This is a genomic window from Mycobacterium sp. 1245111.1 (assembly GCF_001673405.1).
GTDB lineage: Bacteria > Actinomycetota > Actinomycetes > Mycobacteriales > Mycobacteriaceae > Mycobacterium.
Window position 1 is genome coordinate 1 of sequence record NZ_LZLV01000091.1, and the last position, 21935, is coordinate 21935.

Consider the following 21935-nt stretch of genomic DNA (forward strand, 5'->3'; position numbering starts at 1 on the left):
TACCGCTTCGACGTACTCCCTGACATGACTCCAACTTTCCCAACAAGTGGAGTCTCCGGACATGCCGGGGCGGTTCACTGAGCTTTTGGCGGCCGCCGACGCGTGCGACGCCCTGGCGGCAGAACTCGACCAGCGTAGGACAGCAAAATAGTTAAGGGACAACGCAATCTGGCGAAGAGCTGCAATGGAGTTACGCGAGCACCGGTGCGGTACGTGCCTGTCGTTCGGCTATTGCTACTTCCCACACGACTGCGGTCGCGACGCTGACCCTACGGCTACGTTGAGCACCGGGACCGAATGCCTCAATCGGCATGAGCGGACAACTTAGGCCCGGGTATCGACTCGGATTGCCTTGTGGGCGCACGACGCATGCGCGGCCGCATCCCGCCTCACGGCCGCCGTTAGTGTCAAGAACGAGCTGAGCCGACTGAATTCCTACTGGCAGTCCCAATAGGCCCCCGGCCAAAAAAAGCTCACTCGACACACCCGCGGTCGAACATCCAAGGCACTCATCTCTGCAAGATATGGCCATCGCGGTACGTCAGCGCCACCCGCCGCCGGCCGCGATCACCAGATCCATCCGAAACCTATTGGTAGGCCAAGATGTACACCGCTGACATGACGTACTCCGAGGCGCTCGACTGGGAAGCCGCGTTGGATCGCGAACTCGCGCAACGCGGGCCAGCCAAAGACACCGAACAGGCACTGAACGACCTCGACGACGTCCGCCGGCGTCTCGCCGAGTTGGACGACAGCCGCCAGCGCGGACCACTGCCATGAGCCGCTGCGTGCGTCAGCTTCCTAGCGATGATTGGAAAGACCGATGAAAATCAAGGTCGACGGCGCCTACAGCGACGGCCATGAGTTCGTCAACACAGAAGACGTGCCGGAGTACACAGGCGACGACTTCGACGACGAAACCGACGACTCACTCCAAGCCTTCCTATTCACCTACACCGGCGACGGACACGGCAAGAACAGCCCAAAACTCAACTGCTACTGCGAAATTACGATTCTTGAAGCAGCGAACCCGGCGCTCGTGGGCAGGTCGTTCGGGTTCGGTTGATAGTTGCGCCGACAAACTCCGAAGGCGATACCGTCAGCGAATAGTGAAGCTGCGCTGCGACTTCGGCATCACACTTGGGGCGTGCCCGCCGAGATCGACAAGTGCGTCGATACGTTCAGCGGACCCACGCGGGGCCGTCCAGCAGATTGCACTGCGGACCAAGCGCCGGCCCGTAAGTGACATGGCCACAGCTGTTGCACGACCAACTCATATGCCGATCCTGACACCGGCACGGCTGGGCGGACACCAGACAATTGCCGGCGAGCCGGTGGCGATTCGCGCAGAATTCGGGAGGGCGAACCATCCACGAGCCGTCGGTTGACAAGACCAAATCGCCGACAGCACGAGCCCGCGAGGGCTTGTCGATTTCCTCGGAAAAGCTGCCGGGCGAACTGTTCGTGCGCGACCGCGATGCCGCCCCGCCGCGGGGGACAGCACTCTGATCGGACACGAACACAGTCTCCCACGCGCAACCTGCGCGGCCGTATCGGAGTTTCGCCGCAGCATGGGGGCTTGGTGGATCTATGGTGGCCGCACGAAACACACACACGGGCAGGGAGAGGGTTTCCCGCGGTGGCCTCGCCGGTTGACGGCGGGGTCCACCGCTCCCGCGAGGAAGGCGAATCCGCGCCGCCGATCAACTGGCTGGGCTCGCGTCGATACGCTGCCCCTGCGGTAAGTCGCTGCCCGGCAACGGCATTGCGCCACGGCCGTGACAGTCCCAGACGGTAGCCTGGTGGGGATGACATAACGCGCGAACAGGCTCGGGCGGTTCGCCGACGACGAAAGGAGTGCAACGATGCCCGCCGACGTTCTCGCCGGCCGCGGGTCGGCTGCTGTTCGACGGCCCCCCGCCGCTGGCTTGCGCTCCAATAAACTCCTCAGCGTGTGCCCACCGACTGGACAGCGTCTTTTCTCCGGCGCTGAGCTTCGGTGCCGGCGCGGCGCCCTGGGGCTGCCTGAGCAGGACGCGGCCAGAGCCTTGGCCGTACCCGTGGCGGCGCTTCGGGCGTGGGAGGCCGGCAACGGCCCTACCCCCGATCTAACCGCCGTGATCGATCGGCTGACGCGCCTAGAACGGTTGGCCGACCGAATCACCGAGCAGCTGAGTGCCGCCGCGCGCGACACGGGACGGATCGTGACGTTCCGCACTGATGACGCCGCGGCAGCCGGTCATGCTGCCCACGGGATTTCGGCGCTGCATCGCATCTGCGCTGGACGGGCGTGGGAAGACCAGCCCGATGCGACGCTGGTATTCCACGAGCTCGACGAGCGCGAGGAACCCGCTTCCGGCGATCGGCGTGCCGAGCTGATGGTGCGTGTCACGATGCTGGGCCTGACTCGCGCCGACATCAAAGAGCAGCTCGGCGTGGACCGGCGCCGATTCACCAGCTGGATTCGCGGCGACGCGGCAATCCCGCCCGGTGTCTTCGACGATCTCGACGAGATCGACGACGCGGCGGACACCCACACCGAACTCCTCGAGGAAGCCACCACCGCGGCCGCCGGCGCGATCGGTGTCGCCACCACCGTCGACGAACTGGCCGCTGCCTACCCAGCCCGCGATCAGGTGCCGCTGAGCACGCACTGGGCGGCCGCCGGCGTCCTCCTGGCCGACAACGATGCGCTCTGCGCCCACTGGATCAGCCAGCCCGCTCGCCCGGGCGAACAGTAAGCTGCCCAACTCGGCTGACGCAGCGACCAGCGTGTGGCTGAATTCGGGCTCAAGAGCCTCATTGCGCGAACCGCCGCCGCGGCGCTGCTTGCCGCCCCACTGCTGTCGGTTCCCACCGCGCACGCCGTACCGCTGCACTGCGGTGGTGTCGGCGGCGTTTTCGTCGCCCACGGGACAGATGGGCGCGGCGACTGCGAGCCGGCGGATTCGCGTGCGAAGTGCCATATACCGCCGGCCGATCAAGGCGATGACTACATCGGCCATATTGCGCTCGATCCACTATTTCCGGGCGGTGCGCTGGCATTCGGACAGGCCGCAATACTGGGCATGTCCAGCAATAAGGATTGCTGGAAGGTACCGCCGAGTTAGTCGCCGTCAGCGGGCGGGCCAGGCCTCGCGCTATCGAACCGACGCGCGCGCAACCGTTGCTGCCGCATGAGCACGCAGACCGTTGCGCCGCTTACGATGAAGCCCATGCCAGCATCGGACATACCCGAACCTCCGAATGGACGCCGCACATCGATAGGCAGCTCCCCGCAATCATGTTCTGCCGCAACGCCACCCGATGAATCGAGGCGCGGAACTACTGAATGGCAGTCGCGTGCGCTGTGCGCCCAAACCGATCCTGAAGCGTTCTATCCCGACCAGGGTGGATCGACGCGCGAAGCGAAAAAGATCTGTCTCGGTTGCGAAGTCAGAGCCGAGTGCCTCGAATACGCGCTGCTTCATGACGAACGTTTCGGCGTGTGGGGTGGGCTCACTGATCCTGAGCGTCAACGATTAAAGACCGGCACTTCTTAACTTCAGTTCTCGTGACCGGTGCAGGCCTGGCGCTGATCAACCAGACGTCGCGCGACCGTGGAGCCTCTGCTGCTACGACGCATCTGATTTGACCGCCGCCGCTACGCCGCCTACGCCGCGGCGACGGCGTTTATCTCAGTATCTGTTGCGGCTGGTTTTCCGATACTGATATCGTCGCCGCGTGTCCATGATGGGTTCCGAGCAGGTGCGGGTCCGCTTTATTCGGGACTTCACCTCCGATGACGCTCGACCGATCGCCGCCGGATCAGAGCTCTTAGTTCCTTCCAGCACCGCCGACGCTCTGACCTTGGCGGGCATGGCCGTCAGACTCAAAACAACCAGCTCGGCGTGTTAACTGACTACAGACGCCGACCGCGCGTCTGAAAGCGTGGCCGCCCACCACGTCGCGGGTTGAGTCGCCGTGCCCGCCAGAAAGTGCCACCGAGTCAGGTGAGGGCAGCGAGTCAGAAAGTCCGCCGTAAGACGTGTCGGTCAATCACCTCGAGTCCCGTTCAACTAAACCTTGAACCACATGCGGCACACCTCTGCGGGCTCAATGCTGGCCCGCGACATCGGAGAGTGCGTCGACCGCTAAACGGTGGGAGGTCCGACGTGGTCGTCAGAGTCGCAGTGCATGGCGGCCCAGCCGCCGCGGCACAACAAGTCGTCGACTGCCTGGACGCTCAGCTGTACGCATGGGCCGACGAACGAGAACTCCAGGATCAAGTGGCCCAGCGACTCGCATCGGCGTTCCCCGTGCAACGTGAGAAGTCGATATCCCAGCGCGATCGCCCCGACTTCCTAGTTACAGCAGGAGATCTCGTCGTGGCGGTTGAAGTCAAGGTCGCAGGAGCGCGAAACACGGTACTTCGTCAACTCGGCCGTTATGCCGCACACGACGCCGTGACCGCGGTGGTGTTAGCGTCCGGCCGACGGACGTTACTGGCCGGTGTCCCAACCATGATTCACGGCAAGCCGATTGCGGTTGCGCTACTGGCAGGTGGGCTGTGACCGGCCGTGTGGTAGGGACGCTCACTCGGGTTGATGTTCGTCTCGCCGATGAGCCGAAAGCGCCGATGTGGGCGATTACCGCCGATCCTGACGTGGTGATCCGGTTGAAGCGGATCCTCCCGTCGATCCGCACGAGCCGCGCCGAGACGCTCTACGTGTCTGACACCGAGCAGATCGCGCGTGAATTGGAATGGGTCAGTGACCGGTGGCTCTTCGAGATGACCGCGGCGGACCGCAAACATCTGCGCCGCCGGGCGCTCGCGGACAGACGGCGCGAAGCACTCGTCGCAGGAATCGTGGGGGGAACAGCTGCCGTTGAGCCTCAACCGGATTGGATATCGCCAAGCATTCCGTTGCGCGGTTATCAGCGCGTCGCCGTCGACCTCGCTAAAGCTTCCGGTGCTTTATTGCTGGGTGATGAGCTGGGCGGCGGCAAGACAGCGATGTCACTGGCCCTGCTGGAGGACCCAGCTGCACGGCCGGCACTCGCGGTCATCTTGACCGGGCTCGGCGGGCAATGGCTACGCGAGCTCAACAAGTTCTACCCCGCACTCCGGGGATATGAAATTCAATCGACCAAAGCCGGTGAGGAATTCGCGCAACTATGCGGCCCTGACGGCGAGATCGCCTACGACCTGATTCTGGTGAACTACGCGAAACTCGCTGCGTGGCGATACCACCTGGCCGGAAAAGTAAGATCAGTCATCTTCGATGAAGTCCAAGAGCTCCGACGTCCCGAGTCCCTGAAATACGAAGCTGCAGAACACATTGCCTCCGGAGCGACAACCCGCATCGGACTGTCGGGAACACCGATATACAACTTCGGCGGTGAGATTTTCGCCGTCATGAACGGCCTGGACCGCGGGTGTCTCGGGCAACGTAGTGAATTCATGCGTGAATGGTGCGGAGGAGCAACCACATCGGTCGAGGCAACCGGCACGATGGCCAAGGTCCGCGTTGACAAACCCGAGGCGCTGCGCGCCCACCTCGAGGGCCGTGGCCTGTATCTCAAGCGCACACTCGAGGAGATGGGCATTGAGATTCCCGGTGCGATGGCGATCGAGCAGATGGTGCCCTCAGACACCGCGAAGTATGACCAGCTGTCCGGCAATGCCATCGAAATGGCAAGGCTGATCCTTTCTCAGGAGGCCAGTAGCGCCGAAAAATGGCGTACCGCAGCAGAATTAGACTGGCGTCAGCGTCAAGCCACCGGTATCGCCAAGGCAGCGTTCGTCGCGGACTTCATGAAGATGGTGCTTGACAGCGAGGAAAAAGTGGTGCTCTACGGGTGGCACCGCTCTGTGTATGACATCTGGCTGGAACGTCTAGCCGCGTTCGACCCGGTTATGTACACCGGCACGGAAACCTCAGCCCGCAAGCAAAAGTCGCTGCGACAGTTCATCAATGGTGACTCGCGCGTACTGATCATGTCACTGCGATCAGGCGCCGGTGTGGACGGGCTGCAAGAAGTCAGCTCGACGCTAGCGTTCGGGGAACTCGATTGGTCCCCCGGGGTACACCGTCAGTGCATTGGCCGGCTCAAGCGTGGCGGGCAGAAACGCACTGTGCGGGCCTACTTCTGCGTCAGCAACGCCGGCTCAGACCCCGTCATGCTCGACACCCTCAACATCAAAGCGATGGAGTCCCAAAAGCTGACGGGGGCAACAGATCTACTGGGCGGCCAGCCGTCACCGGCATCGAGCACACAGACCCGTCAACTCGCGATGGCGATCCTGCAACGCGCCGGTCAGTGGCCGCCGCACGGGCACGAAGAGTACACCGATAAGGCCTCAGCCTAAATGGGTGACAGAGCCACAAGCGCCATCCAGCCGCCCTCACATGGGGTGCGCTGATGGGAGCGACCAGCACCCGGCCGAACCGGGAGCGCGGCCTCATCGACGTTGAAGGCGGCAAGATCACCGAGCGAGAACTTAAGGCTGCCCGCGCAGTGGCCCAGGAAGCGATGAGCGAGGCCGACCACACACGTTTGAGCAACCTCATCACCGACATGGCCCGCGACAAGGACAGCGAGAAAACTCGAGCCGCCCGCGATCGCGAACGTGCAACCCCGCGGGATATGAGCCACGTTGAATCGCCGCGCCTGCGACGCACGCCCATTCCTGAGATCGCCTACCGTGCCCCGATGAGCGCGCGACAGCGAAAGGTGCGCTCCGCGTTGAAGAATCGCGTCATCGCTGCGGCGCCGCGCTCTCAACACAAGGCGGTGGAGACGTTGCTGGCCAGCCCGGACCCCACGTCCTGGCAACGTGTCAACGACGGATTGCACAAGGCGTCGGGTGACGTTCACGGCCTGGCCGACAAAGACCGGGCAATGGTGCAGCGCCTTGATAGAGCGATCGGAGCCTATGAGCAACTCAACGACCGCGATCACACCGTGTACGTCGGGGTGCGGCTACCGGACAACGTTGGGGGCGTGTTCGACAAGCGGGATCTGCCGGCTGGCCTGAAAGTCGGTTCAAGGATCGCGTTCGATCAATTCACCCCGGCGACCCACAACCTGCACGAGCTGCCTGGCCATGACGACCAGCGGGTCGTGGTCCTGGAGATCACGACGAGCCGTGGCATGTACATGGGCCGAGCCGGTACCTCCGATGACACCAGCCACCTGCTGCCGCGAGGGATGCATTTGCGGTTGACGCATGCCGCGGTCGTTCCCTACGCCACCGGTGGAGGCTTCGGGGAAAGGCTTGTCGTGCAGGCAGAAGATGTCTTCGCTGCGGCGGCCGCTCCACCGCTGCCGCCTGCCGCCAGCCAATCGAGTAAGGGGAAGAAGTGACGGACCGATGGGTGATTCATCCCAGCCGCTTCGCTGATCGGCAACAGAGCGCTTCGACTCCGTTCCGCGTCGTCGGCCGGGTGACAGCGCACCGCGACCACGAGTTCGCCTGCGTTGCGCGAGTGCCCATGGCCAAACGCGCGGGCGGCCGGCGAGATCCGAAGGGACGGCTGGACTTCGACGGTGACACGTGGTCAGAAGTCGCCGGTTCAGCGTTGATGTTCGCGCGGCGCCGCAACCCGGCCGCCCCGCGCATCGGGATCAAATACCCTGGCCGCAAACGCTATTCATGGTGGGACGGAACTACCAGCATAGAAAACCGGCTCACCGGGCAGGACGCCGCCCAACACGTGCAGGCATGGCTTGAATACCTCTTCCCGGGCGCCGCCGGCCGCATCGCGGTATCCGCCCGGTGACAGACGCTCTCGATCTTGACGTCCTCCGCCGGATCCGGGCGCGCCGACGCGGGCCCGCCGCCCACCGTCCGCTGCTCGATCGCATCGCCGCCCACCTCGAGGACCACGACGGGTTCGTCGCATGGAGCGGCGGCAAAGATTCCACCACTGTCGTCGACCTTGCCCGCCAAGTCGACCCCAACATTCCCGTCGTGTTCTACGACTCAGGGCTCCAATTCCCCGAAACCCTGACCTACCTCGTCGAGGTGGCCGGCGCCTGGAAACTCAACTTCGAAGTCATCCCCGCCGAGCCCGACCTGCTGACCGTCTTCATCGCCGCCGGCGGCTTCGACCATTGCGCACCCGACCGAGACCTCGCCGGCACGTTGGCCGAAATCATGATCACCGGGCCCGCCGCCACAGCCCACGCCCGCCACGGCCGCGGCTCGCTATGGGGCGTGCGCGCCCAAGAATCCGGTGCCCGCCGCCACCTCTACCGCACCCAGCTCGCCCACCACACCGCCACCCATTGCCAGCAAGAGCGTGCAGCGGTGCGCGCGCAATGCGGCGGAATCATCCGCCGGCTCGACGGCACCGTCACCTACGGGCCCATCTGGGACTGGCAGACCAGCCACGTCTTCGAATACCTTGCCGGCCGCGACGTCCCGCTTAACCCGCTTTACCGCAAGATCGCCCACCTCGGCGCCCGACCTGACGCCATCCGCGTCGACTCGATCATCGACGCCGCGAAACTGTCCAACGGGCACATCACATGGCTCAGAAAAGGCTGGCCTGATCTGGCCGACCGACTGACCGCCGCCCTCCCACGGCTCCAAGAATGGTGAGGACCGCGGCGCCCCGCCAACGAATCGATTGACCCGAGCCGGGTCCACCGGGTTGCTCGCGGATGAGGCATGTCGGGTTACTCCTCGCCGGCACCTGTTAGTGCTGTGTGTGGCATTGCGCCTTGGCGGCATTTAACTGGTCCTGAAGTGTCGTGATCGTTGTGCGGTAATCGGTTTCGTGCGCGTCGACGACGTCGGCCGGGGGATGGGGGCCGTCGTGGGTGCGAAGGTCGGTGACGACCGCGACGGCGTGTGCGGCCAGCTCGTCGACGTTGGCGAGGCGTTTGAAGAGCTCGGGGTCGCGTTCGGCTTCGGCGTGGGTATGCAACTGGGCGGCCCAGTCCTGGTACTGCGACAGCTGCACGCTGTCGTTGGAGATGGTGTCAGGGCGCAGGATCTCGGGATACCAGCTGACGGAGGTCACTGCGGCATCGACGGTATCGCAGCGACCGTGTGGGGCCGCTGTCGAGTGGCGCCAGCACGGTGATCCCCACAAGTAGTACGCAACGGCGAAACACACCGCCATGGCCGCGATCATGGCCCAGATGGCCCACATCCGCCGCCGCGGGCGCGTGACACCACCCGCGGTCTCGGTCAGAGCAGTCTGGGCTTCCGGGACGTCGGTGGCCGCCGCGCGGAGTCGTTCGACCCTCGGGCCGAGCTGCTGCCACCGGCGTGCGACGAACGGGTTATAGGCGAGGTAGTACAGCGTTAATCCGAGCCATAGGAAACCCATTCGCGGATGATGGCTCCAAAACTGGGTCGCGCCGTTGAGGATGCAGATGGCGGGTAGCCACCTCTTCGCTGTTTTCTGCGGCTGTGATAGCCCGTTGAGGTAGGCCATGTGGAGGGCGCCCACCCGGACTGCCGCGGTCAGCACCGCGGGGTCAGAAGGAATATCGTTGCGCCGCAACGCTGTCACAGCCTGTCGCCGTTGCGTTGGACTGAGGCCGGTGAGGGAGTTTGCGTAGGCGTGGCGCATCGGCTGTTGCGCGATCGGTGCAAAGACACCCAGCACAAGCCCGGCCAGTACCAGGGCGACGACGTTGAAGGGCCAGGCCGCCGCGGTGAGCACCTTCGGGAGCGTCACGAACGCCAGAACGGTCAAGGTGGCGGTCATCGCGGCGGCGTTGGCCAGCCAGATCGCCCACCACGGGGCCAGCAGGGTGAACCGCGACGTCATGCAACACCTCCCTGTCGGCTACAGGATTTAGAACAGGGCGGAATCGGTGAGGTAATCATCGGATGGCGAACTCGTTGACAGCAGGGTCAGTGCGCCAACATCCGATTCACGCCCCCGATCCCAGTGGCAAACGATCGGGTACTCGGCGAACACCTGGTCACTCCCGCTTGAGTCATGGCCGGAATCCTACAAACGAGACAACTGCTGGCGGTCCTAGACACCAACTACCACCCACCAAATACGCCGATGGGGAAAACCGCCGCTCAAAACGTGTCGCCCCGCGCCCGAACCCGACGAGCCGTTGGTCGGCGGCGCCGAGATCCGCCGCGTCGGCTGGCTGCCGCAAACGGTCGACAATTGGGAGCGCCGCGCCTGTCTCAGAGGCGGTTAGCAACCCCCTCCCCGCCCCATCACACGGGCGGGGAGGGGGTTGATTGGGCTGTCGAGGTCGGGCGGCGAGGGGCCGGTTTTGCGCGTCGAGTTTTTGTCGGTGGTGTGTTTTACAATGGCCCTGTCGAGTAAGAGCGCCGCTGGGGTGTTCTACGAAATGGCGAATGAGGTTATGTGATGGTTGATTTGGCTACTGCTGTGACTGTGGTCGATGCGGCGGCGCGTGCCCATGTGGCTGTCTTGCTATGGGGCGATCCAGGATTGGGTAAGACGGCGGTGGTGGCCGCGCTGGCGAAGGCTGATGGCGTGCCGATTGAGACGCTGATCGGGTCGCAGCGTGAGCCGGTGGATATTGCCGGTTGGCCGGTCGTGGTGGACGGCGCGGTGCAAACGTTGGCGCTGCCGGATTGGGCTAACGGGTTAATCGAAAATGGCGGGGGCTATTTGCTTTTGGACGAGTTGACCACGTGCTCACCTGCCACGCAAGCGGCGATGCTGAGGGTCATTCAGGAGCGGGTGGTGGGTAACACGCGATTGCCTGACGAAGTGCGGGTCGTGGCAACGGCTAACCCTCCCGACCGCAGCGCGGGCGGTGTCGATCTGGCGGCTCCGACTGCAAACCGTTTCCTGCACATCGACTTTGCGCCGACCTCTGACGAGTGGCTGACCGGCATGCGTACCGGATTCTCTATGCCTACCTCGCGTGCGCTGGCTGCCGATGAGCTACGGGAGGCCGATGAGAAGGGACTGGTGATCGCGTTTATCGAAGCGCGGCCAGAGTTGTTGCACCGCTTCCCTGATCGTGACGACGAGGCTGCCGGTCGGGCGTGGCCGTCGCGGCGTTCGTGGCACTCGCTGGCGAAGGTGCTGACGTATCTGCGCCGCGACGACACTGCCGCAATCGCGGCGGCGGTCATGGGTCTGGTCGGTGAAGGGGTCGGGGCTGAGTTCATGGAATGGCGGGCCAACATGGATCTGCCTGCGGTGGCCGACGTGATCGCAGACCCATCGATCGTGGATTGGGACAACGCGCGCCCCGACCAGGTGTGGGCGGTGCTGTCGGCGGTTGTCGCGTGGGCTGGCGGTAAGGGCACCAAGTCGGCATGGGATAGCGCATGGGGGCCGGTGACGGCGGCAGCGTCCGGTGGCGCACCCGACGTAGCCGGGGCAGCGGCGCGGGACTTGAACCGCATCACGCCATCTGGCGCGAAAGTGCCTGCGTCGGCACGCAAGTTCAGCGAACTGCTGCTGGCCGCTGGCCTGGACACCGAGCGGGTCGCATGAGCGTGACTGGCGTGCGGGCGCTCACCGCTGACGAAATGCGCAAGCTGCGATTGGCCCGCATGGCCGCAGTCGAGGCGATGCCCTACTTCGGGCGGGCGCTGTTCGCGCTCGTGCCGGTAGCCGCGCCGGGTCTGGGCACCTTCGCCGTCGATAAATCGGCAAGGGTCTACATCGATCCCGCGATGCTGGGCGATCAGTGGAGCATCCCGCACGCCGGGGCGGTGCTGCTGCATGAGGTCGGACACGTTCTGCGCGACCACTTCAGTCGTGCTGAGGCCGTTGATGTTTCGGTGGTCCGCAAGGCCTGGAATTGGGCCGGTGACGCCGAAATCAACGACGACCTGATCGCGGCGGGACTGTCGCTACCCGGTGACCCGGTGACCCCGACCGGGTTGGGCTGCGCCGATGGTCTGGCAGCCGAAACCTACTACCACCACCTGATGCCCCCCGGCACCCCGCGTGACGCCTACGACGACGGCGGCGACGGCTCTGGCGGCGGCGGGGATGCCGGTGAGGGTGGCTGCGGGTCCGGTTCGGGCGACAGCGCCCCGGCATGGGAGTTGCCTGCCGACGCGGACCTGGGCAGCGGACGTGGACTGGACAGCGCCGCAGTCGAATTGGTGCGGACAGCGGTCGCACGCGCCGTTCAAGACGCGGCGCGGCGCGGTGCGGCGGGACGCGGCACTGTTCCTGCCGGGATCGCGTCGTGGGCCGAGGCGCAGTTGAAGCCCGCCAAGGTGCGGTGGGAGACATTGCTGCGCGCAGCGGTGCGGACGTGCGTGACGGAACAGGCTGGGCAGGTACATCATTCGTACCGCCGCGCCAACCGGCGTGCGCCGAAGGGGCTGCTGCTGCCGTCGCTACGCGCACCGAGGATCGCGGTCGATCTGATAATCGACACGTCGGCGTCGATGGGGCAGCGCGACGTTGACGAGGCGTTAGGCCAGACGCGTGCGGTGCTGCGGCAGTCGTCTGTGTCGACGGTTCGGGTGACGTGCTGTGATGCGGCGGCGACGACGCCACGGCGGGTCCAGTCGATCCGCGATGTGCAGATCGTCGGTGGCGGTGGCACCGATCTGCGGGTCGGTATCGACGCGGCGCTGGCGGCGCGGCCAGCGGCTGACGTGCTGGTGCTGTTCACCGATGGCGGCACGCCCTATCCGGCGCGGCGGCTGCCGGTCCCGATGGTGGTCGCATTGATCGGTGATCACGCCATCGACACCACGCCGTCGTGGGCCAAGACCATTCGGGTTGACCCGCCTGCTGCCGGTGAGCGGGTGGCGGCATGAGCGGGCAGGCCGTCGTTTCGCCGGAGTTCACGCGGTGGGCCGATGCGGCGCTGGCGGGGTCGGGCTACAGCGCGGCCACCGTGGGCCATGCGGAATCCAGTGCGCGCGATGATCTAGTGACGCGGGCGCTGGCCGATGGTTTCGCGGCAGCGGCGTGGGGGCTGGCGCGTCAGGGAAAGGCAGGCGAGCAGTGAGCGCGGCGTTGTTCGATCTGGCGCTGCGGGTGCGGGCACGCGAGGTGGGTGTCCCTGTGCCCCGGCTGCTGCACACCAGCGTCCCGACCCGCTCGGCGCGGGTGGCGGTGTGGGCGCGTCAACGCGGGAAGGGCTGCCGGGTGTGGGCGGTCGGCGCGGACGGCGCGGTGCACAGCGGCAGCGGGTCTGACGGATTGGCGGCGCTGGCGCGGGCTGCGGGCTGCGTAAGCGGTGATTTGGGCGAGGGTGCAACCGCCCTCATCGACCGCCCTGGCACATTGCGGGTGCTCGACGCGCTGGCCGTCGAGCACGCCGACCCGACCAGGTGCCGCGACGTTGCCGTGGCCGCAGGGTCGTCGCTGGCCGGCTGGTGGGTTGAGCGGTCGGCGCATCCTGGTAGCGGCGCGGTCGTTGACCTGCTGGCCGTCACGCGCCAACAGATGATGTTGGGCACCGTTCCCGGTAGCGATGACGCCGATGCGTGGCGGGCCGCGTTGGGCGTTCCGCACGGCATTGCGGGCCTGCATGCGTGGTGGCGGGCCGTGAGCGTCCTGCCGACGTTGCCGGGGTTAGAACCCACCGGCGAGGGCGATGACTGGCTGCTCGGTGTTCACCAGGACGCGTTGAGCAAGCGGGCGAGCTGGAATGTGCCCGAATCGCTGTACGTGGCGGCGATGCGGCTGCAAAGCCGTTGCGATGCCGCTGACATTCACGCGGCGGCGCTGCTGGACGATCCGCTATGGCGGCTGCGCGGTGTGCACACCGGCCACGTATGCCACGGTGATGTGGTCGTGGGCGCCCACGACGATCAGGGCCGCGTTGTGGTGCGCTCGCAACGGCTCGACACCCGACTCAAGGCCGGGGTCGCCGTCGTCGGCTGGCCCGGTGACCCGCTACACCAAAAGCCGGAACCGGCAGACCGATTCGCCGGTGAAGTGGTGTCCACGGCGGTTACCGAACACTGCGAGCTAGAGGTCACCATCGGCGGTCTGCGCCGCACCGGCTACAAGCCGGGAGCAGGCGAGATTCTGACAGTTGTTGCCGCACCGCCGAACCCGTCCACCATTCGTTCCCACAAGCGGGTGAAAGCCAGGCTGTATAAGCGGCGGTTTTCGTGGCTGTCGCAGGGAGTCAGGCCGGTCCCGACTCGCCGTGATGTGCCGCTGGCGGTCCTGATCGCCGCCGCCGAACCCGATACCGAAGGACAGCAGTAAAAATGCGCCAGTTACCGAAAACACTTGTCGTGCCGCGTGGTTCGGTCACGCTGCCGGTAATCGCGGGACCGGCCAGCCCGCCCGCACCGATGATCAACGGCGTAGACGGACCAGGCCGGGAACTAGGGGATTCCCATGAGCTAGCGCAAATCAGACTCGCGGTGTGGCGGGCTGACCCCTGCGTGTGCGTCAAAGCTGCACCGGGCGCGGGCAAGAGCCGCCTAGTGACGCTGCTGTCGGCGGCGCTGGCGCACCAGGCCGGATTGCGGGTGGCAGTCGCCGCCCAAACCCGCGAGCAGGCATTGGAATTGGCGCACCGCATCACCGCGATCAGCGACCGGGCCGCGCTGATCGTTGCATCGACTCAAAACCGCCGTGGAACACCGAGTTTGGGTGTCCCGACCGTGGGCGGGCGCAACGTGCGCTGGACCCACACCAGCGGCGGGGAGATTCTGATCGGCACCGCCGCACGGTGGCTCTACATCGACCCGACCAGCGTGGCTGCCGACGTAATGATCGTTGACGAGGCGTGGCAGTGCACCTACGGCGATCTGGGGGCGTTGGGCGCGTTGGCAACTCAGGTGGTATGCGTCGGTGACAGCGGACAGATCGCGCCGGTCGTCACCGGATCAACCGCCCGATGGGACGGCCAAGCCAACGGCCCGCACCAGCCCGCACCGGCAGCCCTGATCGCTCACCACGGCGATGCGATCACCGTTCACGAACTCGCTAACTCGTGGCGGCTCGGTCCAGCAACATGCGCTCTGCTGTCCGAACACTTCTACCCTGATCTGCCGTTCACGTCGCGCCGCCCCGACGAATCGGTTCTCGACCCGGCAGGCCGGGTACTGCCGGAAATCGACTGCCGCGCAATGCCCATCAAGCACGGACCGAACGATCCCGCACTGTTGGACGCGGTAGCCCAACGTGTCCACGAACTGACCGAGTACAGCTACCGCTCCGCAGCCAGCACCGAGGCGCTGTCAGCCAATGATATTGCAGTCGTTGTGCCGCACGTCGCGCAGGCCGGGGCAGTGCGCGCATTGCTCAGCGATATGCCAGATGTGTTGGTGGGCACCGCTAATGCGCTACAGGGATTGGAGCGCCGCGCCGTCGTCGCGGTGCATCCGCTGTCCGGGTACCGCAGTGCGGAATCGTTTGCACTCGACCGTGGCCGCATGTGCGTCACCCTGTCGCGGCATCGTGCACACGTCACCGTATTCACCGACACGGCCACCGCGCCCATGCTGCACACCGCTGCGCGCATCGACCCCGACGCGGCCCACGCCGCCGCCGTGCTCGCCGCGCTCTAAGCACCCCTCGCGGGTGGTGGCCGCTCGCCCTTCGGCGTTGCCGGCCACCACCAGCTCCCCGCCCCATCACACGGGCAGGGAGATGGTTTGTTGCGCTGCCGGCCGGCGGTGCGGGGATGGCGCGAGGCGCTGGTGTTGTCGGTGCCCGCCGCTACTGTGAGGGAGTCGGTAAGAGCGCCGCCGGGGTGCTCTACACAGATGTAAAGGATTTGTTGATGGGCTTTTTGGCTGCTTCCGAGTCTTTGTTGGACACCGCCAAGCGCGGAGCGCGGTATGTGGGCAACAAATTTCAGTGTGCAGATGACGACTGGGCGCCGGTGTTGTTGGTGCGCACCGGTAGCGGTCACGTGCTGCCAGGGCTGTTGAGCGGTCCCGCGGGTCACGAGGCGATGGCCGAAGGGGTGCGGCGGCTGCTGATCGGCTACGGCGCGGTGGAAGCGGCGTTGGTGATGTCGGCGTGGGTGGTGCGGGCCAGCGACGGCGTCGAGCTCGATGAGGTCACCAGCGTGGCCGAGCATCCGGCGCGGCGGGAATGCCTGGTCATCGACCACGCCGACCAGTCCCGCGCGCGCCGCGAAATGGCCGATATCCAACGGTTTGGTTCTCGACCTCCGACGCTTGGCAGCTTCAGCGGCACTGAGGGTTTCGCCGTGCGCAGCCTCATGATCGACGCCCTGCGCCAAGGCGTCACCGCGCAACCAACACAGAACTGATGCCCGTCGCGGCGAGGCGGTGCCCTTTGTGTCACCGCCTTGCCTGTGCGATGACCGGTGACAACACAGAGAGCAGGACGCAGCGATGAACGACGATTGGAAATTCAGGACCGTGACCGCGAGCGACCCGGCGGGCAGTGAGTTCGACGGGTATGCCCAGCCGATGCCTTTGGGGCAGTGGGACTATGCGCTCGATGACCACTGCATCGTCTACCGGCGCACCGGGTGGCCGTTTGGTCGGTGGACTGTGGCAGGGCGCGGGGAGCCGGGACCGTCGAGCGTGCGCCTGGCGCCCGACACCGACTACCGCTCGTGGCGCAACGAGTACGTGCTGCTGTATCCCGGCCGGATAGGCCAGTGGGGCGGGGACGCAGCGCCAGGTTGGGCGCACGCCTATCTGGACCTGTGGGTCCGTGAGCAGGGGATGGGCGGCATCATCGTGCCCCGCGTCGAGGTCGACATCGATATCGACAATGCTGCCGCTCACGTCGAGGTGACCTGCCCGCCAGTGCTGCGCGAGCAAGCCCAGATGAAAGTCGACCGGCTGCTGGCGTTCCTGCAGCACCACACCGCTCGGGCGCGGACACCTCGAGCTCGCCGAACACCGGCGACCGCGCACGACGCCTACCTCCAGCGCGGTCGCGCAGCGCACACCGGCTCCTGATCCAGCTGGCCGGCCTACAAGGGGTGGCCGCTGGCCGGCCAGCTACCCGACACACAACAGCCCCTCCCCGGCCCATCACACGGGCGGGGAGGGGGTTCTTAAGTGCAAGTGCGGCTTGCGGTTTCAGGTGGATAAGTGGGCGTCTTCGTTTGTCGGTGGAGGGGTTTAGTGTGGGTGTTGGTAAGAGCGCCGCTGGGGTGCTCTACATATTCAAGTGAGGTTTGTTGGCTATGAGTGACACCATCAAGATTGACGCCGCTGCACTTGCCGCCGATGTGGCATGGATCGCCAAGGGCAAGCGCCGTCCGGCCGTTCCGGTGTTGGGCACCGCGCAGGTCCGAATCACCGGCGCCGGCCTGAGTCTGCGCTACACCGACTTTGACTGGTTCCGCGAGGTGATCGTGGGGTCCGGTGACGGGTTTGACAGCGACGTGGCCGTCCAGGTGAGCCCGGCCGCGCTCGCGGGGCTACTCAAAGGCTGCAAAGGCGACGCCGCAGTCACCGTCTGCGATGCCGGTGTCAGTGTGGGTGTGGGATCGCGCACCCTGAATGTGCCCAAAGCCGCTGAGGTAGACGACTTTCCGGAATGGCCGGTGTTCGAGTCACAGGCAGAGCCCGCGGTCCTCGAGTCGGGGATCATCAAGCGCGGTATGACATCTGCGGGCACCGATGACACGCTGCCGATGCTGACGCACGTGTTCTTCACCGGCGGCGCGATGGTCACCACCGATCGGTTCCGGTTATCGATTATCCGTTACGCCAGTGACGGTTTCAGCGCGATGGTTCCCGCTGGCCTGCTGAAAGCCTTCACCGTCGGTACCAAGGGCGAGGTGGTCGTCGAGCACGGCAAACTGGCCTCGATGGCCAACCCGGCGCCTGACCAGATGCGGGTGCGCGCCTCGGCGGGCGGCCGCAGCATCGTGCAGCGTGTCGGGGACCACGAATTCCCGAAGTATCAGCGACTCATCGACGCCGCTGTCGAGGACGTGGCGGTGTCAGGCGAGGTGAACAAGGCGCAGCTGCTGGCCGCGATGGGCAACATCGGCAAAGGCGATGACGTGCAGCTCGAGTGGCGTAACGACGGCACGATGCTTGTGCAGATGCGCGGCCGGTTCGGCGATGTGCTGTCTGAAGACACGGTCAGCGTGCGCGCGCTCGCCGGTGAGGGCTGGCCGCTGGTAGCCCGGTACAACGCTCCGTATCTGGCGAGCATCCTGAAAGGTGTTGACGCCGAGGTGATCACCATGTCGACACGAGGTGCCGCGCGGCCGATGTCAGTGAAAGGCAGTGACAGCGATAGCCACCTGCTTATGCCCATCCGAATCGCGTCCTAATTCGCACTGCCACCGACCAAACGCACTCACTCCCCGCCCTGTGCGGGGAGTGAGTGAAAGGAGAAATTCACCATGAGCTTTGCTGTTGAAACAGACTTGATGGATGGCGCGATAGTGATCGCCGCAGACCAGATCGCGGCCGCCGGCACCGCGGCGGCCGGCGTGCTGAGCGTGGACCCCACGCAGGTGTCAGCCGAGCTGGCCGCTCTCGGCTTCTGTGCCCAGTGGCCGGCCCAGCCGCACGCCCCGCTGGTGATCGCTGGCTTCAGCGGCCAGCTCGACGGCACGGCCGACGCGGTGATCACCGCCCTGGCGCCGTTCGTCGACGACGGCACCACCTTGGACTGGGAGGATACCAACGGGGTGAAATGGCGCTACCTGCTCACCGGCGGCCAGGTGATCGAGCAGACTCCCGTCACAGTGTGGCGCGACGTCGGCGACACCACCGGGCGCATCGGCGGACTCCTTGCGCCACTGACCTTCGCCCGCGACCCTGAGGATTACGCTGTTTGGTGGGAGAGCGGTGCCGACTGCGAAGCCATCACCGAGACCCTGGGGAGCCTCAGCGAGCGCTGCGAAGCCGAGTACGGCCTGCACCGCCTCATGCTGGAAGTGTTCCAGTCATGCGCCCCGTCGGCGGTGTCCTGGCTGCGCGTCAACGGGCTCAGCCGGGGCACCGAGCCCGGCTACCTCGTGCTCGACATGGACGTCGCCTACGACGGCGATGGCCAGCTCTGCGGCGTCGAAGTCGTGGCCTCAATGCACGTCGAACACAACGATCAACGGCACTGGTTGAAAGCCTCGGTCGACGTCGACAACCCCTGGCATCACTTCGCCTCGGATCTGCGGCCGACCCGGCGACCGGCTTGGCTCGCATCATCGACCAAATGATTGACCTGATCAACCACGACATCGCCGACCACGACCGGTTCGTCTTCGCCGCGCGCGACATCATCAGCTGACAACGCAACCAGGGCCGACACTCACCATGCCGCCGGCCCTGGGACAACCCGCTCATTTGCCGTCGAGGCGTCACCGGTCAAGTATTGTTGGAGGCGACGGCATATCGGCCGTCCTGCAGCGGGCACGCCACGTCACGGCGTTACGCAATGACTAAGGACACGTTGTTTCAGCGGGGATGAACCCGCATCGTCCCCGCAAGCCCCGTCACGACGGCGCCGCTCTAGTTTTTCTTCAGCTATGGCGCCAGTGCGTGGAGGATGCAGAGTACTTCGCCCGCAAAGGCGGTTACGTCCCCTGGGTTGCAGACTGTCCGTGCTGTGATCCGTTGATGCTCAACGATTCCGCCCGCGGCAGGCTGGAAAGCCTGATGCGCAACGGAGGCCGGCGCGCACACCGGTTGAGGGCCGCGGTGCAGCGTCTCGATGAGCGCTACCGGGCCGTGACCGAGGAATACGGGGTAGCGGCATCCGCGCCGTGGTGGCAGCGCCGCCATCCCCGAGACTGGTCGAGCTAACCGCGGGCACGTTTGGGGCGAAGGCCCTGAATCGTCTTCTCCCGCCCATCACACGGGCCGGGAGAAGACGATTCCTGTGATAGGCGGCATTGTTGAATCCGCCTGTAACGCTACGGTATTCGCTTGGCATTCTTCGGAGAGTGCCGTGTCGAAAAGCGGGCGCAACAGGTAGTATCGGAGATGCAAGTAAGAGCGCCGCCCGGGTGCTCTACTCGTCAGAAATGAGGCTACGTGATGTCGGTCGCGGTTAATGGTGTTGAGGCACCATCAGCACAGTTGGTTCAACAGTTGGTGGCGGCAGGTGTCGTCAGAACGGGAGCGCAGGTTGCGGTATCAGAACCGCACGGCATGGACGCGATCGGCTGGCTGGTCGTAGAGGAGCGCGATAGCGACGAGGATCGGCGCTGCGCGGTGATCGGCGCCTTCGGGGACGTGCATTCGGTAGGGCTCATCTCGACGGTCAGGGTCTACCTACAGGATCACGATGGACCGATGCCGTGCTGGGCTCGCGGGGTGGCTGCGGCGGCCTGGGAGCGGCAGCGCGCACAGGAGGCCCTGGAGCGCGAGCGACAGCGGCTGGGGGCCGAACGGCAACTCTGGGCCGACCGGCTCGAAACCGCTCACCAGTGGGCCAACGACCGCCGCCACTGCAGCGAGTACGAGGAAATCATGGAGCTGCTGGGTCTGCCCGGCCGCGAGCGTGACTACGTGATGGACGTCAGCGTGAACTTGAACGTGCGGGTGCGTGCCACAGCGTCCAGCTCGGACTCGGCGACCTCGGAACTGACACACCGCGACATCGCTGCGGCGATCGACGAACTGACCCGCCGCGACATCGCGGACGCGATCAACGATCACACCGTGGACAACGTCGAAGAGGGCTAGATCCCGCGGTGGTGGCGGCGTCGGCTCCGATGGGGGTCGGCGCCGCTGTCGTGTGTGCCGTGGGTCCGCGCGGCGCACCGTAATCGAGCTCAACGACACCATGCGAGCTGATGACTTTTGGTTCGGCGTCGATGTGGCGGGGGGCGGGGTGAGGGCCTGACAATGTGGGTTATGGATCTGTTGGATATGGTGCATTCGGTCTTCGATGCCGTGCTGTGGGTGGCGGCGATAGCAGCGGCGATCGCGGCCGCGGTCGGTGTGTGGCGATGGCTACGTTGGCGTGATGTGGACGTGCGGATCGGCTGCAGCGCAGCGGTATTCGTCGTGTCGTTGGTGGTGATGGCGGGGGTAGTGCGCCCGGCGATTGAGAATGCCGGGCAGCCTTCGCACGAACCTCAATACCCAGTCGAGCCCGCGACAAACCCGTGGGGTCAGTAGCCGCCCGGCCGGCGGCTACAACAGCCGATTGAGTGCGTCGACCAGCTCGGCGACGAAGGCCCCAAGAGCGGGCACAACGACGACGATGCCGGCCGTCTTGCCGGTGCGATGGACGATGTAGCCGAGCAAGAGGCAAAAAATGGCCGCTAGGGCGACGAGCAGGATGCGAGTACTCATGGGTGGTAGTCCTTTCGGTGCGTTGGGCCATGACGGCGACCCTGTCACAACAGCTGGCCGGCGCGTTTATACAGGCGATCTAAGTATCGGCGCAGCCTGAGGCCTGGCGCGTTGCGCGCGGGCGATCGCGGGTAGCAGCACGCCTCCCCCACTCAAAGGTGGAGGCGTTTAAGTGCCGCAGTCGTAGCAGGTTGGCGGGCCGCAGGCCGCCAGGGGGCGGGGTGAGTTCAGCAGCGGGGCTGCAGGGGGGGACACCAGCGTCGCAACCCCGACAGTTCGAAAACCACTGCAATGCAGATAGTTCAAATCTGCGAACATTGAATCCCGCTATCGCGAAAAAGTTTGCCTAAGAACAGTGTTGCGGCGCTCTCCGAGCTGGTCGACACGCTCGAGGGGGGAGCGGCCGGAGGCCGCCGAGGGCCAGGGCGAAGTGCAGCAGCGGGGCTGCGCCCCCGACAGAACGGAATCCGCTGCGATACTGCCAGTTTCAAACACCGCGAACGGCGAAGCCGGAAGCGGACGCTGCCATTACGAAAAGCGTTGCTCAACAACAGTGTTGCGTAGCAACACGGTAAAACATGAATTATACTGTAAGACAACAGAACACAAGCAGAAGGCGAAGCCTCTGCGACACCGTAACGAAAAGCGTTGCAAAGCAACGCGATACGGTAACCCTCGATCGGCGGCGAAGCCGACGAGCGGGAACCCCGGCAACAACTAAAACGCAAGGTGCACAACGGGATTCGACTACAGCGGCGGTTAGCCGGCCTTGGCCGGCGGTGCCGCGGCG

24 protein-coding genes are annotated in these 21935 nt (G+C 65.4%); 22 read left to right on the forward strand and 2 right to left on the reverse strand.

The window, feature by feature from the left end:
- The first annotated feature begins 618 nt into the window (after nucleotides 1–618).
- The 10 genes from A5658_RS28080 to A5658_RS12520 all read left to right on the forward strand — a co-directional run bounded on the left by A5658_RS28080 (nucleotide 619) and on the right by A5658_RS12520 (nucleotide 8590).
- On the forward strand, nucleotides 619–780 hold the full coding sequence (locus A5658_RS28080; protein WP_156751422.1) for a hypothetical protein: 162 nt from the start codon (nucleotides 619–621) through the stop codon (nucleotides 778–780).
- Between the two features lie 43 nt (nucleotides 781–823).
- Nucleotides 824–1066, forward strand: coding sequence for a hypothetical protein (locus A5658_RS12485; protein ID WP_067334888.1), 243 nt, complete (start codon nucleotides 824–826; stop codon nucleotides 1064–1066).
- An 886-nt stretch (nucleotides 1067–1952) separates the two neighbouring features.
- A complete protein-coding gene (locus A5658_RS12490) occupies nucleotides 1953–2741 on the forward strand; it encodes a hypothetical protein (protein ID WP_156751423.1) in 789 nt (262 codons plus the stop codon).
- 33 nt (nucleotides 2742–2774) lie between these two features.
- Nucleotides 2775–3110, forward strand: coding sequence for a hypothetical protein (locus A5658_RS12495; protein WP_067334895.1), 336 nt, complete (start codon nucleotides 2775–2777; stop codon nucleotides 3108–3110).
- Nucleotides 3111–3176: 66 nt separating this feature from the next.
- Nucleotides 3177–3542: a WhiB family transcriptional regulator gene (locus tag A5658_RS29360; RefSeq protein ID WP_369830517.1), complete on the forward strand. Its 366-nt coding sequence runs from the start codon at nucleotides 3177–3179 to the stop codon at nucleotides 3540–3542.
- 612 nt (nucleotides 3543–4154) lie between these two features.
- Nucleotides 4155–4553, forward strand: a complete 399-nt coding sequence (locus tag A5658_RS12500; protein ID WP_067334899.1) for a hypothetical protein — start codon at nucleotides 4155–4157, stop codon at nucleotides 4551–4553.
- Nucleotides 4554–4771: 218 nt separating this feature from the next.
- On the forward strand, nucleotides 4772–6352 hold the full coding sequence (locus A5658_RS12505) for a DEAD/DEAH box helicase (RefSeq protein ID WP_197503107.1): 1581 nt from the start codon (nucleotides 4772–4774) through the stop codon (nucleotides 6350–6352).
- A gap of 53 nt (nucleotides 6353–6405) precedes the next feature.
- On the forward strand, nucleotides 6406–7350 hold the full coding sequence (locus A5658_RS12510; protein ID WP_067334915.1) for a hypothetical protein: 945 nt from the start codon (nucleotides 6406–6408) through the stop codon (nucleotides 7348–7350).
- Nucleotides 7347–7766, forward strand: a complete 420-nt coding sequence (locus A5658_RS12515; protein ID WP_067334918.1) for a hypothetical protein — start codon at nucleotides 7347–7349, stop codon at nucleotides 7764–7766. Before A5658_RS12510 ends, A5658_RS12515 begins: the two co-directional genes overlap by 4 nt.
- The gene (locus A5658_RS12520) at nucleotides 7754–8590 is read left to right on the forward strand and encodes a phosphoadenosine phosphosulfate reductase family protein (protein WP_067334921.1); all 837 of its coding nucleotides are present in this window, start codon (nucleotides 7754–7756) and stop codon (nucleotides 8588–8590) included. The genes A5658_RS12515 and A5658_RS12520 overlap by 13 nt, the downstream gene beginning before the upstream one ends.
- Before the next feature lie 97 nt (nucleotides 8591–8687).
- Here A5658_RS12520 and A5658_RS12525 read toward each other — a convergent pair whose 3' ends face one another.
- The gene (locus A5658_RS12525) at nucleotides 8688–9773 is read right to left on the reverse strand and encodes a hypothetical protein (protein ID WP_067334924.1); all 1086 of its coding nucleotides are present in this window, start codon (nucleotides 9771–9773) and stop codon (nucleotides 8688–8690) included.
- A 567-nt stretch (nucleotides 9774–10340) separates the two neighbouring features.
- Between A5658_RS12525 and A5658_RS12530 the strand changes: the two genes are divergently transcribed.
- The 12 genes from A5658_RS12530 (at nucleotide 10341) to A5658_RS12580 (ending at nucleotide 20968) form a co-directional block, all read left to right on the forward strand.
- A complete protein-coding gene (locus tag A5658_RS12530) occupies nucleotides 10341–11447 on the forward strand; it encodes an AAA family ATPase (protein ID WP_067334926.1) in 1107 nt (368 codons plus the stop codon).
- 2 nt (nucleotides 11448–11449) lie between these two features.
- Nucleotides 11450–12736 carry a VWA-like domain-containing protein gene (locus A5658_RS12535; protein ID WP_067334953.1) on the forward strand — a complete coding sequence of 429 codons (1287 nt, stop codon included), beginning with the start codon at nucleotides 11450–11452 and terminating at the stop codon, nucleotides 12734–12736.
- Entirely contained in the window at nucleotides 12733–12930 is a 198-nt protein-coding gene (locus A5658_RS12540; protein ID WP_067334930.1) for a hypothetical protein, read from the forward strand. Before A5658_RS12535 ends, A5658_RS12540 begins: the two co-directional genes overlap by 4 nt.
- Nucleotides 12927–14144 (forward strand): hypothetical protein, encoded by a 1218-nt coding sequence (locus tag A5658_RS12545; RefSeq protein ID WP_067334933.1) that lies wholly within the window; start codon nucleotides 12927–12929, stop codon nucleotides 14142–14144. The genes A5658_RS12540 and A5658_RS12545 overlap by 4 nt, the downstream gene beginning before the upstream one ends.
- Nucleotides 14145–14146: 2 nt before the next feature.
- A complete protein-coding gene (locus tag A5658_RS12550) occupies nucleotides 14147–15457 on the forward strand; it encodes an AAA family ATPase (protein WP_067334936.1) in 1311 nt (436 codons plus the stop codon).
- 215 nt (nucleotides 15458–15672) lie between these two features.
- A complete protein-coding gene (locus tag A5658_RS12555; protein ID WP_067334939.1) occupies nucleotides 15673–16170 on the forward strand; it encodes a hypothetical protein in 498 nt (165 codons plus the stop codon).
- A gap of 112 nt (nucleotides 16171–16282) precedes the next feature.
- Nucleotides 16283–16834 carry a hypothetical protein gene (locus A5658_RS12560; protein ID WP_156751425.1) on the forward strand — a complete coding sequence of 184 codons (552 nt, stop codon included), beginning with the start codon at nucleotides 16283–16285 and terminating at the stop codon, nucleotides 16832–16834.
- Between the two features lie 230 nt (nucleotides 16835–17064).
- Nucleotides 17065–18168 carry a hypothetical protein gene (locus A5658_RS12565; protein ID WP_067334947.1) on the forward strand — a complete coding sequence of 368 codons (1104 nt, stop codon included), beginning with the start codon at nucleotides 17065–17067 and terminating at the stop codon, nucleotides 18166–18168.
- A gap of 72 nt (nucleotides 18169–18240) precedes the next feature.
- The gene (locus A5658_RS12570) at nucleotides 18241–19059 is read left to right on the forward strand and encodes a hypothetical protein (RefSeq protein WP_156751426.1); all 819 of its coding nucleotides are present in this window, start codon (nucleotides 18241–18243) and stop codon (nucleotides 19057–19059) included.
- A 322-nt stretch (nucleotides 19060–19381) separates the two neighbouring features.
- A complete protein-coding gene (locus A5658_RS28085; protein ID WP_156751427.1) occupies nucleotides 19382–19645 on the forward strand; it encodes a hypothetical protein in 264 nt (87 codons plus the stop codon).
- 276 nt (nucleotides 19646–19921) lie between these two features.
- Nucleotides 19922–20530: a hypothetical protein gene (locus A5658_RS12575; RefSeq protein ID WP_156751428.1), complete on the forward strand. Its 609-nt coding sequence runs from the start codon at nucleotides 19922–19924 to the stop codon at nucleotides 20528–20530.
- A 171-nt stretch (nucleotides 20531–20701) separates the two neighbouring features.
- On the forward strand, nucleotides 20702–20968 hold the full coding sequence (locus tag A5658_RS12580; RefSeq protein ID WP_156751429.1) for a hypothetical protein: 267 nt from the start codon (nucleotides 20702–20704) through the stop codon (nucleotides 20966–20968).
- Between the two features lie 15 nt (nucleotides 20969–20983).
- Here A5658_RS12580 and A5658_RS28090 read toward each other — a convergent pair whose 3' ends face one another.
- Complete coding sequence (locus tag A5658_RS28090) at nucleotides 20984–21145, reverse strand: hypothetical protein (RefSeq protein WP_156751430.1); 162 nt, start codon at nucleotides 21143–21145, stop codon at nucleotides 20984–20986.
- Between the last annotated feature and the right edge of the window lie 790 nt (nucleotides 21146–21935).